The sequence below is a fragment of the Acinetobacter sp. GW821-FHT01C12 genome, from assembly GCF_059422625.1.
Map to the genome: position 1 here is coordinate 224780 of NZ_JBWKXD010000004.1, position 13924 is coordinate 238703.

Annotated in this window: 11 protein-coding genes and 1 pseudogene; 8 read left to right on the top strand and 4 right to left on the bottom strand. The window is 37.6% G+C overall.

Translation table 11 applies throughout. The annotated features are described in order from the left end of the window. Nucleotides 1–96 precede the first annotated feature (96 nt). The 3 genes from gspF (at nucleotide 97) to AC07WY_RS12720 (ending at nucleotide 2396) form a co-directional block, all read left to right on the top strand. Nucleotides 97–1302, top strand: a complete 1206-nt coding sequence (gspF, locus tag AC07WY_RS12710; protein WP_004725548.1) for a type II secretion system inner membrane protein GspF — start codon at nucleotides 97–99, stop codon at nucleotides 1300–1302. A gap of 39 nt (nucleotides 1303–1341) precedes the next feature. Further along, nucleotides 1342–1779 carry a type II secretion system major pseudopilin GspG gene (gene gspG, locus AC07WY_RS12715; RefSeq protein ID WP_004725550.1) on the top strand — a complete coding sequence of 146 codons (438 nt, stop codon included), beginning with the start codon at nucleotides 1342–1344 and terminating at the stop codon, nucleotides 1777–1779. A 281-nt stretch (nucleotides 1780–2060) separates the two neighbouring features. Continuing rightward, nucleotides 2061–2396: a hypothetical protein gene (locus AC07WY_RS12720; RefSeq protein ID WP_004725552.1), complete on the top strand. Its 336-nt coding sequence runs from the start codon at nucleotides 2061–2063 to the stop codon at nucleotides 2394–2396. Nucleotides 2397–2478: 82 nt separating this feature from the next. Here the strand turns inward: AC07WY_RS12720 and AC07WY_RS12725 are convergent, their stop codons facing one another. Beyond that, a complete protein-coding gene (locus tag AC07WY_RS12725) occupies nucleotides 2479–2742 on the bottom strand; it encodes a DUF2798 domain-containing protein (RefSeq protein WP_034617824.1) in 264 nt (87 codons plus the stop codon). Nucleotides 2743–3091: 349 nt separating this feature from the next. Here AC07WY_RS12725 and AC07WY_RS12730 point away from each other — a divergent pair, with 349 nt between their 5' ends. Then, nucleotides 3092–3430 carry a tRNA-binding protein gene (locus AC07WY_RS12730; RefSeq protein WP_105713855.1) on the top strand — a complete coding sequence of 113 codons (339 nt, stop codon included), beginning with the start codon at nucleotides 3092–3094 and terminating at the stop codon, nucleotides 3428–3430. Between the two features lie 67 nt (nucleotides 3431–3497). Here AC07WY_RS12730 and lnt read toward each other — a convergent pair whose 3' ends face one another. Together lnt and AC07WY_RS12740 are read right to left on the bottom strand one after the other, a co-directional pair. Further along, a complete protein-coding gene (gene lnt / locus AC07WY_RS12735) occupies nucleotides 3498–5057 on the bottom strand; it encodes an apolipoprotein N-acyltransferase (protein WP_154131012.1) in 1560 nt (519 codons plus the stop codon). Next, on the bottom strand, nucleotides 5054–5893 hold the full coding sequence (locus AC07WY_RS12740; protein ID WP_004816763.1) for a CorC family transporter: 840 nt from the start codon (nucleotides 5891–5893) through the stop codon (nucleotides 5054–5056). The genes lnt and AC07WY_RS12740 overlap by 4 nt, the downstream gene beginning before the upstream one ends. Before the next feature lie 193 nt (nucleotides 5894–6086). Here AC07WY_RS12740 and tusA point away from each other — a divergent pair, with 193 nt between their 5' ends. The 3 genes and pseudogenes from tusA (at nucleotide 6087) to AC07WY_RS12755 (ending at nucleotide 11243) form a co-directional block, all read left to right on the top strand. Then, nucleotides 6087–6344 carry a sulfurtransferase TusA gene (tusA, locus tag AC07WY_RS12745; RefSeq protein ID WP_004725563.1) on the top strand — a complete coding sequence of 86 codons (258 nt, stop codon included), beginning with the start codon at nucleotides 6087–6089 and terminating at the stop codon, nucleotides 6342–6344. A gap of 242 nt (nucleotides 6345–6586) precedes the next feature. Then, nucleotides 6587–9151, top strand: a pseudogene (locus AC07WY_RS12750) (type VI secretion system Vgr family protein); the annotation flags it as partial. A gap of 1225 nt (nucleotides 9152–10376) precedes the next feature. Next, nucleotides 10377–11243: a hypothetical protein gene (locus AC07WY_RS12755; protein ID WP_494736473.1), complete on the top strand. Its 867-nt coding sequence runs from the start codon at nucleotides 10377–10379 to the stop codon at nucleotides 11241–11243. 113 nt (nucleotides 11244–11356) lie between these two features. Here the strand turns inward: AC07WY_RS12755 and AC07WY_RS12760 are convergent, their stop codons facing one another. Next, nucleotides 11357–13069 (bottom strand): electron transfer flavoprotein-ubiquinone oxidoreductase, encoded by a 1713-nt coding sequence (locus tag AC07WY_RS12760; RefSeq protein ID WP_494736474.1) that lies wholly within the window; start codon nucleotides 13067–13069, stop codon nucleotides 11357–11359. A 203-nt stretch (nucleotides 13070–13272) separates the two neighbouring features. Between AC07WY_RS12760 and AC07WY_RS12765 the strand changes: the two genes are divergently transcribed. Continuing rightward, nucleotides 13273–13884 (top strand): DUF1285 domain-containing protein, encoded by a 612-nt coding sequence (locus AC07WY_RS12765; protein WP_004816777.1) that lies wholly within the window; start codon nucleotides 13273–13275, stop codon nucleotides 13882–13884. The last annotated feature ends 40 nt before the right edge of the window (nucleotides 13885–13924 follow it).

The following is a 13924-nucleotide window of genomic DNA, read 5'->3' on the forward strand; positions in this document are numbered from 1 at the left end:
AGAGTGTAACAGTCATCTATAAACATGAATATGAATGATTTATAGGGTATGACGCAACAGCGTAATCAAAAAATTTTGGAAAACTAGAGCATAATAATGCCAGCATATCAATTTACTGCAATTGATGCTTCAGGAAAGCAGCAAAAAGGCGTGTTAGAAGGAGATTCCGCACGCCAGATTCGACAACAACTACGGGACAAGGAATTGATTCCTGTCACGGTGGATGCTGTTGAACAAAAAGATAAAAATAAAAGTTCAGGATTTTTTCAACGTAAATTCTCGGCTTATGATCTGGCTTTAATGACACGTCAACTTTCTGTTTTGGTCGCTGCTGCAATTCCTTTAGAGGAAGCATTACGAGCAGTTGCCAAACAAAGTGAAAAAGTGCATGTACAAAATCTTTTACTCTCAGCACGTTCAAAAGTGCTTGAAGGGCACTCTTTGGCTCAAGCGATGCAACAAACAGGACGCTTTCCAGATTTGTATATTGCGACTGTTGCTGCGGGTGAACGTTCAGGACATTTAGATTTAATTTTAGATCAATTATCTGATTACACCGAAAACCGCTTTGCCATGCAAAAGAAAATTCAAGGTGCGATGATCTATCCAATCATCTTGATGTTTATGTCTTTTGCGATTGTGATGGGGTTAATGACGTATGTTGTTCCAGACATTGTTAAAACCTTTGACCAAAGTAAGCAAGCCTTGCCATGGATCACTGTGGCGTTAATGAAAGCCAGTGAGATTATTCGGCAGGCTTGGCCCTTTATGCTGGTGTTTAGTGTGGTTGGGATCTTTTTATTAATTCGATTCCTGCGAACTTCTGCGGGGCACTATGCTTTTGATCGTTTAACACTCAGATTGCCATTATTTGGTAAATTATCTCGTGGTATAAATGCAGCGCGTTTTGCCAGTACCTTATCTATTCTTACCCAATCAGGCGTGCCATTGGTTGATGCTTTAAAAATTGGAGCAGCGGTGAGTAGCAATTGGGTGATACGAGATGCTGTTAATATTGCAGCAGAGAAAGTCACAGAAGGTGGAAATCTTGCAACACAATTGGAGCGTTGTGGTTATTTCCCACCGATGATGGTACAAATGATTAAAAGCGGTGAAGCTTCGGGTGAGTTAGATCGAATGTTAAGCCGTGCATCAGATATGCAGGATCGAGAAGTATCCTCGTTTATTTCAACATTATTGGCTTTACTGGAACCCTTAATGTTGGTGTTTATGGCTGGTATTGTTTTGGTTATTGTGATTGCAGTCATGTTGCCAATCGTCAATATGAACAATATGATTTAAGCCAATTATTTTTATAAAGAATATATAGAGAGTAAGCAGATGCAACGAAAGATGAATAGGACTCGTCAGTCAGGTTTTACCTTAATTGAAGTGATGGTTGTGATTGTTATTTTAGGCGTACTTGCAGCATTGATCGTACCCAATGTGATGGGACGTGGTGAAAAAGCCAAAGTTGACACCACTAAAATTGCATTAAAAGGTGTAGCGGGTGCTTTAGACCAGTATAAACTGGACAATGGGCGTTATCCGACAAGCCAAGAAGGTGGTTTAGACGCGCTTGTAAATCAACCTGCAACGGCTAAAAACTGGTTACCTGGTGGTTATGTTAAAGGTGGTTATCCGAAAGACAGTTGGGAAAATGATATTCAATATGTGATCCCTGGTTCTGAAGGTCGTAAATTTGATTTATATTCTTTTGGTGCCGATGGTAAACAAGGTGGTGAAGGAAATGATGCAGATATTTATTACCAACCTTAATTGAAGATTATTTAAGTTATTATTTATGGGATTAATCACTTCATTTAATCGAGTTAATAAATCTTGAGTGAAGTGATAATCTTTCTTGTTTGCTAAAGTGTATTTAATTTATTGAAATATAACAGCTATTTAAAATAACGATGTTTGAGAGTTATAATAAGAATTATTCCCATATTTAATAGTTACAAGAAAGTTAAATTGTGTATAAAAATAGACTTTTTATTTAATTAAAAGCTTGCATAATAGTTCTCAGGGCAATCTGAATTGCTTAGGAGGATGAGATGAAAGCATTATTATTACCAGATGAAATCAGCCAATTTCATTGGACTATGCTCAAATCTGTTCTTTTAATTTTGAGCCTATTACCGATTAGCCAGTTTTTTCTCAATATTTGGCAAGTTGCCGATGCCAATAGCCAGATCATGATTGGTTTTATGGCGATTAGCGTATTTAGTGCATTATCTATTATTAGTTTTTATAATGCCTTAAATTTGACAGTATTTCAGTTAAAAACTGAATTCTCATCATTATTAGAACAATATTTAGTACGTTCATATCGTTATGTGCCAATGTTATTTTTAGCTGCAATGATGTCTTATTTGGTGACTCAACTTTAGTTGAAATATCATGGAAAACCGAGGGTATAAGTATAATCCTCGGTTTTTTTGCACTACAATTTAATGATTCAGATTTATTCAACTAAGTCGGTTGAACCAGGCTCATGGTGATTTTGCGCACAATAGGTAAGATAAACAGTAACACTGGAAAGGCAATCAGCCAAGAAATCCCCCAAGCTGAAAGCCATGTGTATAGCGAAAAATTCTCAAAACCCATGCTTCTGAATGTACTGATACATGAAACAATAAATGTCATGATAATAGACAGTAACAAAGGTAAAACAATCGCTGCATAGCGATGTGGAATCTTTTTAAAATTAAAATAAGATGATTTAGAATTTTGCATTTTTTACTCCGTAAACCAACAAACGCCAGTGCCGAACCAAAATATTAAAATCTTGATTTAAATAGCCCCAAGCCTTGTTGGAGATATGTTGGCACGTTGATTGACGTAAACGTTTACGACTTTATGATCAGCGAAAATAATTTAGCATAAACTTGAAAAAAATATAATAAAAAATGCGCCGAAAATATTTTCAATTTCGTTTTGATAGGGCTTGGATTGAGTCTGGATTGAACATGATTGTCTTTTTAACAGGATCATTTGTCTGTTTTGTATAAGGTTGATCGCTTTAAATTTATCTAAAATGATTTTATCTCTTGAGATGAATTGATAAAAATACGAGGACTCAGCAATGCAACAAATAGAATGGAATGATTTTCTTAAAGTAGAGTTACGGGTAGGAAAAATTATTCAAGCCGAAGTGTTTGAGAAAGCGCGAAATCCTGCTTATATTTTGCATGTTGATTTTGGTGAAGTGCTTGGTGTAAAGAAATCGAGTGCGCAAATTACCAACCTGTATCAACCTGAAGATTTAATTGGGAAGCTTGTGGTTGCTGTTGTGAACTTTCCAAAAAAACAAATTGGACCGATTCAATCAGAGTGTTTAGTGACGGGTTTCCATAATCAAGATGGGCATGTGACGTTGTGTGTGCCTGATGCAAATGTACCATTGGGCACAAAGTTACTTTAATGATTGAATCAAGCGCTTTGTTGAAGCTAACCTCATCTCCTTAAACCAGAGATGAGGGATTCAAGCATTAACGTCTAGATTTAAAGCTAATATCGACTGCTTTCGGTCGATAGATCCAGCCTAAAATTAATAATAAGAGGGATAGCAATAAAATAGGGTAATCGCTAAAGCGGGTGTACCAAGTTTCACCTTGCATGGCTGGTAAATCACCACGAAGCACAGCTTTTTGATCTACAGGGGCTTGTTTTACAATATGCCCATTGTGGTCAATAAATGCTGTTACGCCTGTATTGGTTGCACGAATAAACCAACGTCCATTTTCCTTGGCACGCATTTGCACCATTTGAAGATGTTGTAATGGGCCTGCTGTACCGGTGAACCAAGCATCATTAGAAACAGTCACTAAAAAGTCACTATTAATCGCATTTCGTCGAGTGAGATTCGGATAGGCCACTTCATAACAAATGGCTGCAGCTAAATCATGTCCTTTAATATTAAAAGGTTTCTGATTGGATGCACCTTGGGAAAATCCACTCATGGATGGATCATTTTGTAGCGCAGGTAACACCCAAGCCAATAATCCTGAAAGTGGAATATATTCACCAAAAGGCACCAGACGTTGTTTTTTATATAAGCCTGAAGAATCCGCGCCAGAAGCCATCATACTGTTGTAGTACATTGGATAGCCATTTTTCTGCGATTCTTTTAAGTCCCAATAAGGAATACCCGTTACCCATGCTGTGCCTGAACTTTTGGCTTGTTGATCCATCATATCCAAGAATTGTTGAATATCTGTTTGGAACAGTGGAATCGAGGATTCTGGCCAAACAATCAGATCACGCCCCCATTCAGTACGGCTTAAATTGACGTAAATTTCTAAGGTTTTAACCTGATATTCAGTCAACCATTTTAAATCTTGCGGAATATTGCCTTGAATCAAAGAAACGGAGAGCGGCTTTTCTGCTTTCGGTTGTACGAAAGTGATAAACGATGCGCCCCATGCGCCAAGGATTAAAATGATTGCAGGAAAGATCCAAAAGACTTTTCTATTTAAAATTTCAACCAATGCACAAGCAAGGATAATCACAACAAAAGATACTGCAAACACACCAAAAAGTGGAGCATAGCCATCTAAGAGTCGTTCAGTGAATGCGTAACCTGCAAATAACCATGGAAAACCCGTAAAGACCCAAGTCTTCGACCATTCAAAAATAACCCACAAAGGAGCGAAAGTTAATGGCGTTTCAGGAAAGAATCTACGATATACCCAAGTCTGAATCGCGGTAAAAAGCCCCATGACAATGGCCATGATGGCGATCATCAAGACACTTAATACAGCATTGGTATCTCCATACACATGAATCGATGTATAGAGCCAGAATGCGCCAACAAACCATAGGCCAAAACCATAGCTTAAGCCAATCGCAAATGCTTGGCGTGGTGTACGGCTTTTTAAGCAAGCATACAGTAGGGCAGGCGATAAAATTGCCAACCACCACCAATAATAAGGCGCTAGTGCTAAACTGAACACTGCGCCTGACATTAACGAAATCAATAATGGGAAAATGAAGGGCAGCTGTTTTTGTTGTTGTGATGAATTTAACAGCTTGTCAAAGTATGCTCTCATTTATGTACAGCTCGAATCAGATGAATAGTGCGTGCATCTGCTTCAATAATTGTAAATTCCCAATCTTCAAGCTCAACCACTTGGCCTTGAAGATCACTCACTAGACCAATTTCTTGAAGCAGTAATCCGCCCATAGTCTCTACTTCATCGTCAGGAAATTCAGCATCTAAAACATTGTTAAAATGTTCGATTGGTGTAAGTGCTTGCACAATCCATGTATTGGCTGTGGTATGGGTTGTATCTGGAATGATAAATTGCGCTTCTTCGTCAACGTTATCATGCTCATCTTCAATTTCGCCGACAATCTCTTCCAGAATATCTTCTAAAGTGACCAGACCTGCTGTTGAACCATATTCATCAATTACAATGGCAATATGGGTTTGAGTGTTTTTTAACATTCTCAAAACTTGGTCGGATCGTGCACTTTCTGGGACAAATAATGGCTGACGCATTAACGCATGCACATCGACAACAGATGAGCGATCAGTTAAAAAGGGTAAAAGATCTTTAGCAAGTAAAATACCCACCACGTTTTCAGGCTGATCAGAAGAGAAAACAGGGAAACGTGAATGTGCAGATTCAATAAGAATATCTAAAATATCAAGAAGTTGATCATCTTCTTGTAAACTGACCATCGCTGTGCGCGGAGTCATGACTTCACGGATTTTTGTTGCAGGAAGGTCTAATACGCCTTCTAACATTGCAACAGTATCGGGTTCTAAAAAACGACGTGAATCTTGTACTAATTTTAGCAGTTCATCTCGGGTTTCTGGCGCTGTTCCTAACCATTTGCGTAAGCCACGCATTCCCCACGATGGGCCTGATTCCTCGTGCATGATCTTTCCTAAAGACGCTTAATATCTAGTAAATGTTTTTTTATCATACCGAAGAAAACACAGATGTCTATCTATTAAATAAGGTAAATAGATGAATGTATGTGTCATATTATAGATATATTGCAAGCCTTATTCATTATTTGAGTTTGTGTTAAAATTATTGACTGATTTCGCTTCTTTTTGAGAATAGATAATGTCTGAGCCGATGCCTACAGCAAGCATTCAATTAAACACGCGTGGACTACGTTGTCCTGAGCCTGTAATGATGTTGCATCAAGCAATTCGTAAATCTAAATCAGGTGATGTCGTTGAAGTATTTGCAACTGATAATTCAACCTCTTGGGACATTCCTAAATTTTGTATGCATCTCGGTCATGAGTTGATTTTACAAGAAGAAGTACTAGATGATGCCGGGAATAAGGAATTTCACTATTTAGTGAAGAAAGGTTAAAAGATCATGATGGGTGGAAATCAGTCTATGTTATATGTAATGATTTCCCTTTTATTGATTTAAAAATATTGAAATTTATTTAGCCTGTTTTTAATGGTTAATAAATTTGTGTTATATGTAATTTATTGAATTTTAATAATTATATTATGGATATTAAATCATTTTACAAAATTAAAAATGACAGAATTTTGACTTATGATTATAATCTAAACATATTTTTTAATAATAATTAACTCATTCAAATGAACAGCTTAGTAAATAGCATTTATAAAATATTGGATCAGCTTGGACTAAACGCACAAAAACGAGCTTTGCATATCCAATTTACAAATACAGACTTAAACAACCAAGTCTTCTTACAACGTATCGATGGACAACATGGTCTAAACCAAGGTGTGTCTATTGAACTGATTTGCCTTGCCACTTCGGCTGTGATTCCGCTTAAACAATTCATTGGTAGCCAAGTGGCCATTGATCAAGTCACAGATCATGGACAACTGTTTCGTAGCACAGGGGTGATTACTGAGGCCGCACAAGGGCAAAGTGATGGTGCACTGACGTTATATAAACTCAAACTCGAAGATGCCACTTCACTGTGGCATAAACGCCGTAACAGCCGAGTGTTTATGAATAAGTCGGTTGTGCAAGTCATAGAAACCCTCTTTAAAGAATGGCAAGACAAAAGCCCACTCTTTGCATCGAGTCTAAGCCTCGATAAAAGTGGTCTTAAAAAAGATTACGATATTCGACCATTCATTATGCAGAGTAACGAAAGCGACTATGCATTTTTAAGCCGCTTGATGCGCAGTGAAGGGATCAACTGGCTGATTGATGAAGCGCAATTGATTGTACCTAGTTCTGCGACTCAAATTCAGCCGCAAAAACTGCGCTTGGTGGATGATAACAGTGAATACAAAGCACTAGAACGAAGAAAGATCCGCTTCCATCGCAGCAGTGCCACAGAACAACAAGACAGCATTACCAGCTTTATCGGGCAACGTAGCTTACAACCCACCGCTGTCCATGTACAACGCTGGCAAGCAGATGTGTTAGAGCAAGAAGAGGGTGCAGGTAGTGTTCAAAGCAAACACCAACACAGTCAAAATCAAAACAATGCCAGTCTCGGTTTAGAACAAGCTTGGCATATCAGTCCGGCATGGATTCAAGACCTGAATGGTGAAGACCAAGCAACTGCTTCAAATAACAATCAGATTGAAAAGATTAACCAAAACCTCAGTCATTATTACGATGCTCAATCCAAACAATTTGTTGCCAACTCCACTGTACGTGATGCACAAGTAGGTTACTGGTTTGAGTTAAACGAACACCCAGAAATAGACCAACACAGTGGCTCAGATAAAGAGTTTCTGATCACGTCAAAGACATTCTATAACCAAAACAACTTACCCAAAGATCTGAGCGAGCAAATCAATCACTTGCTCCAACAGAGCAATTGGGTCAATTCAAATGTAGACTCAAACAACCCAGAACGCCAAGCCAATCAATTGGTACTACAACGTCGTAATATCACCACTGTTCCTGAATACCATCCACTACAACACCGTCCAAGTACCCATCCACAACGTGCCAAAGTGGTTGGGCCAAGTGGAGAAGAAATTCATGTCGATGAATGGGGACGTATTAAAGTTCGCTTCCTATTTACTCGCAATGAAGATCACAGTCATGATGGTGGTGCAGGGAGCAATGACAACGACACCGATTCCGCTTGGGTGGATGTACTGACCCCGTGGGCAGGTGAAGGTTATGGTGCGCGGTTCTTACCGAGGATCGGCGAGATTGTCGTGATAGATTTCTTTGATGGCAATATTGACCGACCATTTGTGGTGGGGCGTATCCATGAAGCGCAACGAAGCCCAACGAAATTTGATGACAAAGGCCAATTGCCTGATACCAAAAAATTAGCAGGAATCAAAAGTCGAGAAGTTAAAGGCAGTGGCTATGGCCAGCTTAGATTTGACGATACCACAGACCAAATCAGCAGCCAGCTACAAAGTAGTCACGGCGCGAGTCAACTTAACCTCGGTAATCTAAGTCATCCTAAAGAAACTGATATCAGTAAAGGACGAGGCGAAGGCTTTGAACTAAGAACAGACCAATGGGGAGCAGTGCGTGCAGGACAAGGTTTATTGCTGAGTACCCATGCTCAAGATTCAGCTTCAGGTAACCATCTCGATGCGACCGCCGCGAAAAGTCAGTTAGAAAGTAGTCTAAATAATTCCAAGGCCTTAAGTGAAGTTGCCAAGAACCAGCAAACTGATCCTTTAGAAAATTTAGATCATTTGAAATCGTTTATTTCATCTTTGGAAAAAGATGAATCCAGTGAAGCAAAAAATCAAGCAGATACCTTTAAGCAAGCCCTGATGTTATTGGCCTCACCCAATTCGGTTGCGCTTGCTACTAATGAAGATCTACATCTTTCTGCCGATCGACAAATCTATGAAACTGCGGGTGATAGTATTCAATTGAGTACGCAAAAGAATATAGTCGCACATGCACAATCAAAGATCAGTCTTTTTGCAGCACAAGAAGGGGCAAGATTATTTGCTGGAAAAGGTAAAGTTGAGATCCAAGCACAAGGCGATGGTGCGGATTTGATTGCGCGTAAAGGTATTCAAATTATTTCAACTGAAGACAAGATCGAGATTAAAGCGGATAAGAAAATTATTTTGATTGCAGATGGTTCGCAAGTTGAAATTAGTGGAGCAGGTGTTTTACCGACCACTGCGGGTAAGTTTGAGAGTAAGGCGGGGCAGCATAAGTTTTTGGGTGGGCAAAGTCTTTCTATAGACAAAATTGACCTTCCAATCTTTAAAATTACCAATAATTTAAAACCTATAGAATGCCCAATTAAATCAAAATTAAGTAATGTTACTGATAAAAATAAGAATGAAGGCTTTTCTAAAGGAACTAATTTAATTTCACAAAGCCATCAATGTACAAGTTTATTAAATGCAGTAAAAACTGTAGATTTTTTCCCACCAAAATTGTCAGGAAAAATACTTAATTATGACAAAGCTGGACAATTGGTTCTAAAAAGTATAGGGAAAAATGACTCTATAAGCTCAGGTTGTGTTGTTTATGTTGATCCTACTACAGGGCAAAGATCAGAAGTATTAGAGTATGACTTTTCAAATTTTAATGAAAAATTTGATATTGCTTTTAATCCACAAACAAATGAAATTATAGCTACTACCAAATTAAGTTATGTTGGTTTCAGAAGAGTAGTTTTGGACAGAAATGAGAACATTGTTAAAAACTTGAAAGGTGAAGATGTGGAGCTACCATTTGATAGTACATATGTCTTTAATGAAAAGTTTTATAAGGTGCTAGATGAGGAGGTAGAAAATCCTAAATGGATAAATGATTCAAATCTTAAAGATATTATGGAAAAAAATTTGAATAAAAAGCAATTTTACTTAGTACCAAAAAATTGTAGTACAACGGGCTGTGTTTGCAAGATAAAAATAAAATTAAAGATTCAGGAGGATAGTGCTTCAGATCGAAAAATTTATTTATATAAATTTGCTGTTAGGCCAAATGCAGATCACTGGGGGGGGGCAGTGACTAAAAATTATTTAAATAAAATAAATTCAGCAGAGATATATTCACTGATAGATAAAGGGTCAATAGATTTTAGCCATTACTCAATTGACAATTGGGCACCTGAGCCAAATTGGAAAAATGAAAATGCATATACGCATGAAGTTGGGCATTTGTTTAATTGGGTTGATGAATATTTTGATAATGGTGGTGCTGTCCATAAGATGTATATTGATTCAAATTCAAACCCACCAAATCAGATAAATTTAAAGCAAGTTGAACCAAAAAATGATTGGAAAAGATTTTCAGCAGAAAATTTAATGGGGAAAGGAGCTTTAGCTGAAAATCCATTGATGCAGAATTATTATCTGAATCAAATTCGTGATTGGTTTTCAGATGAAACAGGAATAAGTTGGGATGTTGAGTCTTAAGAAAATAATATTTATTTTAATGATTTTAGGATGTTCTAAGATGTCATATGGCGACAATAAAATTGAATTTTACACTTATTCCTCTCCCAGTTTATATGGTAGTCCACTAGTTCAGAGGATTGGCATAAATAAAAATGTAAAATATTACTTAAAGAATAATTACACTGATATTGGTGATAAAAATAATATTAGAGGGATCGGATTAATTGAAAGTAAAGCGAGTGATAACAACTGGTTGGAGTTTAAAAATAAATATAAGGATCTCTTGAAGTTGTCAAAAAAAAGCGATCAATTTATGAAAAGAACGGATAAAATTATTGGTCGATATATTGAAAATAGTGCTGAGCATATTGTTTCTGCACCTGTTACTTCTGCTGCTTATGAAGATAAAAATGCGAAGGAGTTTGAAAACTGGTTTAAAGGAAAAATTAATGATTATGATAGTGTAAAGGAGTTCAAGCTAAGCAAGGGTTTTTTTGTTGAAGATAAAATTATAAAAAACAATAGCAATTATCAGTTAGTTGTTAATTTTGTTAACCCAACTGGCTTTAAAGTTGGAATAAGTAATATAAAAGACTGGGAGACTTTAGAAAATTCAAACGAAAACATTATGAACGCTCGTTTATCTATTTATAATGGTTTTGATATGTTTCATACCGATTTATCCATTAATAACATAATAGAAGGGAATGATCACCAAAATGTGCTTTTTTTAGAGCCATATGCTAGTAAACAGTTTACTTTTTTGATAGATAAAAATGAAATTAAAAAAATAGATCATTTTTTAAAAGAAAATCCTCATGTTAAATTAAAATTTTATACTAAATTTAATTTGGATTTTATTTATCCTGCTGATATTTCAGGGAGATTTAATTATGTAACTCAAGATAAAGAGTTTATTTATTGAATATATTCCATATTAATAATCTACATCTATGTAAGCAAATTTAAAAAACGATTAGCTTTGACATCGCTCTAACGAGATTAAATTAATAAACCCGCCGAAGCGGGTTTATTGATTTACATATTTGGATAGTTTGGACCACCGCCACCCTCAGGTGTTACCCAAGTGATATTCTGAGATGGATCTTTGATATCACAAGTCTTACAGTGAACACAGTTCGCAGCATTAATCTGGAAGCGCTTAGAACCATCATCATTTTCCATAATCTCGTAAACACCAGCAGGGCAGTAGCGTTGAGCTGGCTCATCCCATTTTGGTAAGTTGACATCGACTGGAATCGAAGCATCGGTCAGCTTTAAGTGAGCTGGCTGATTCTCTTCATGTACGGTATTGGATACAAATACAGAAGATAAACGATCAAAGGTTAATTTACCGTCTGGCTTTGGATAAGTTGGTTTAAATGTCGCAGCATCTACAGTTTTTAATGCACTAAAGTCAGGTGCAAGGTCATGTAGGGTAAATGGCACTTTAAAGATATTTTGATCGATAAAGTTAAATGCACCACCCATCCATAAACCGAATTTATGCATTGCTGGACCAAAGTTACGTGAACGATGTAACTCTTCTTTTAACCAACTGTTGTTGAATTTGTCAGTATAAGCAGTCAATTCTTTAGCAAAGAAGTCTTCGCCTTCAGCCACACGCGCAACCGCTAAATCGCCACCTTTCTCATGACCCGCTTGGATTGCTTCAAATACAGCTTCACCACACAACATACCCGATTTCATCGCAGTATGAGAGCCTTTGATTTTAGCAAAGTTTAAGAAACCAGCATCATCACCAATTAAGCAACCACCTGGGAAGGTCAGTTTAGGTAGAGAGTTTAGACCACCTTTAACAACTGCACGTGCGCCATAAGAAATACGCTTACCGCCTTCAAGATATTGCTTGATCAGTGGATGCGTTTTCCAACGTTGCATTTCAGCAAAAGGATACATATGTGGATTTTCATAAGATAAATCGACAATCATACCCAAGGTTACTTGGTTATTTTCAGCGTGATATAACCACCAGCCGCCTGAAGAACCTGTTTCTGCCAAAGGCCAGCCTGAACCATGCATTACTAAACCAGGTTTATGTTTTGCAGAGTCAATTTCCCAAAGTTCTTTGATCCCGATACCGTAATGTTGTGGATCAGCATCTTGGTCTAAGTTGTATTTTGCAATCAAACGTTTACCAAGGTGTCCACGGCAACCTTCTGCAAAAATTGTGTATTTTGCATGAAGCTCGTAGCCAGGGGTAAAGTTATGAGTAGGTTCACCATCTTTACCAATACCCATATCACCAGTTTGGATGCCTTTTACAGAACCATCTTCATGATAAAGGATTTCTGAAGCAGCAAAGCCAGGGAAGATAGAAACTTCTAACTCTTCCGCTTTTTGACCTAACCAACGCACGACATTACCCAATGAAATAACATAGTTACCATCATTGTGCATGGTTTTAGGAACCATCCAATGTGGTGCTTCTTGTGACTTTTCAGCAGACATGAGGAAATAAGTTTTGTCCTCAGTCACAGGTACATTTAAAGGTGCACCTTGTTCTTTCCAGTCAGGGAAAAGTTCATTGATTGCACGAGGTTCAAGTACAGCACCAGAAAGGATATGCGCACCAACTTCAGAGCCTTTTTCAACCACACAGACGGAAAGGTCTGGAAGATTGTTTTCAAGAGCTAATTGACGAATTTTAATCGCAGCAGAAAGACCCGCAGGGCCTGCGCCTACGATCACTACGTCAAACTCCATCGATTCGCGTTCGATGTGTTCCATGTAGGACTCCTCATATTTCTAAGGGTGGCAACCGTGAGCATTTATTGGGAATTAATAAATCGGTGCTGCCATGAGTGTTCTAAAAATTCCGTGATACGAATTAACGCTCGTACCAATAATATATTTTGCGCTAGTATAGTTAGAAACCCTAATCTAGCCAATTGGCTGAGTCGTATTATTTTTAAGTCAGCAAGGCATAAACCATGGTAAATCAAAATAATTCAACATCAGCGGCTCAAAATCAGCCAGATTCTGATAATAAAAACTTAATGAGCATTGCACAATACTTAAAAGATGTACAGGCGGGTCACAAAAGGTCAATACCCCCTTTAGAGCAGTGGCAGCCAAAGCATTGTGGCAAAATGGATTTGACAGTAAAAGCCAATGGCGAATGGTGGCACGAAGGTCAATTGATCAAACGCCAAGCGCTTTTAGACCTGTTTACAAAAGTACTTTGGAAAGAAGACGGGAAGTTCTATTTAAAAACCCCAGTTGAACAGATTGAAATTCAAGTTGAGGATGAACCTTTATTGGTCAATCAAGTTGATCAGGTGAATCTCGATGGGCAGGTCTATCTACAAGTTACCACCACCAATCAAGACATTACACTGATTGATCCAGAACACCCTATTTTTATGCGTGAATATCAAGGTGAGTTAAGACCTTATGTACATATTCGTTTTGGGATAAATGCCTTGATTCAACGTTCTGCTTTTTTCCATCTGATTGAATATGGGAAATTGCTTGAAAATGAACAAGGAGATACCATTTTATCTTTAGAAAGTGGTGATTTTCACTTGCAATTAGGGACTTGAGGTTTAATCTTGTTAATTATTTTTACCGTATGCCAATAGT

Excerpts from the sequence above, each read along its gene's own strand:
- AC07WY_RS12760 (WP_494736474.1), bottom strand. The coding sequence starts at position 13,069 with ATGGAACACATCGAACGCGAATCGATGGAGTTTGACGTAGTGATCGTA.
- AC07WY_RS12725 (WP_034617824.1), bottom strand. The coding sequence starts at position 2,742 with ATGCAAAATTCTAAATCATCTTATTTTAATTTTAAAAAGATTCCACAT.
- AC07WY_RS12740 (WP_004816763.1), bottom strand. The coding sequence starts at position 5,893 with ATGCACGAGGAATCAGGCCCATCGTGGGGAATGCGTGGCTTACGCAAA.
- tusA (WP_004725563.1), top strand. The coding sequence starts at position 6,087 with ATGTCTGAGCCGATGCCTACAGCAAGCATTCAATTAAACACGCGTGGA.
- AC07WY_RS12720 (WP_004725552.1), top strand. The coding sequence starts at position 2,061 with ATGAAAGCATTATTATTACCAGATGAAATCAGCCAATTTCATTGGACT.
- gspG (WP_004725550.1), top strand. The coding sequence starts at position 1,342 with ATGCAACGAAAGATGAATAGGACTCGTCAGTCAGGTTTTACCTTAATT.
- AC07WY_RS12730 (WP_105713855.1), top strand. The coding sequence starts at position 3,092 with ATGCAACAAATAGAATGGAATGATTTTCTTAAAGTAGAGTTACGGGTA.
- AC07WY_RS12755 (WP_494736473.1), top strand. The coding sequence starts at position 10,377 with ATGTCATATGGCGACAATAAAATTGAATTTTACACTTATTCCTCTCCC.
- AC07WY_RS12765 (WP_004816777.1), top strand. The coding sequence starts at position 13,273 with ATGGTAAATCAAAATAATTCAACATCAGCGGCTCAAAATCAGCCAGAT.
- lnt (WP_154131012.1), bottom strand. The coding sequence starts at position 5,057 with ATGAGAGCATACTTTGACAAGCTGTTAAATTCATCACAACAACAAAAA.
- gspF (WP_004725548.1), top strand. The coding sequence starts at position 97 with ATGCCAGCATATCAATTTACTGCAATTGATGCTTCAGGAAAGCAGCAA.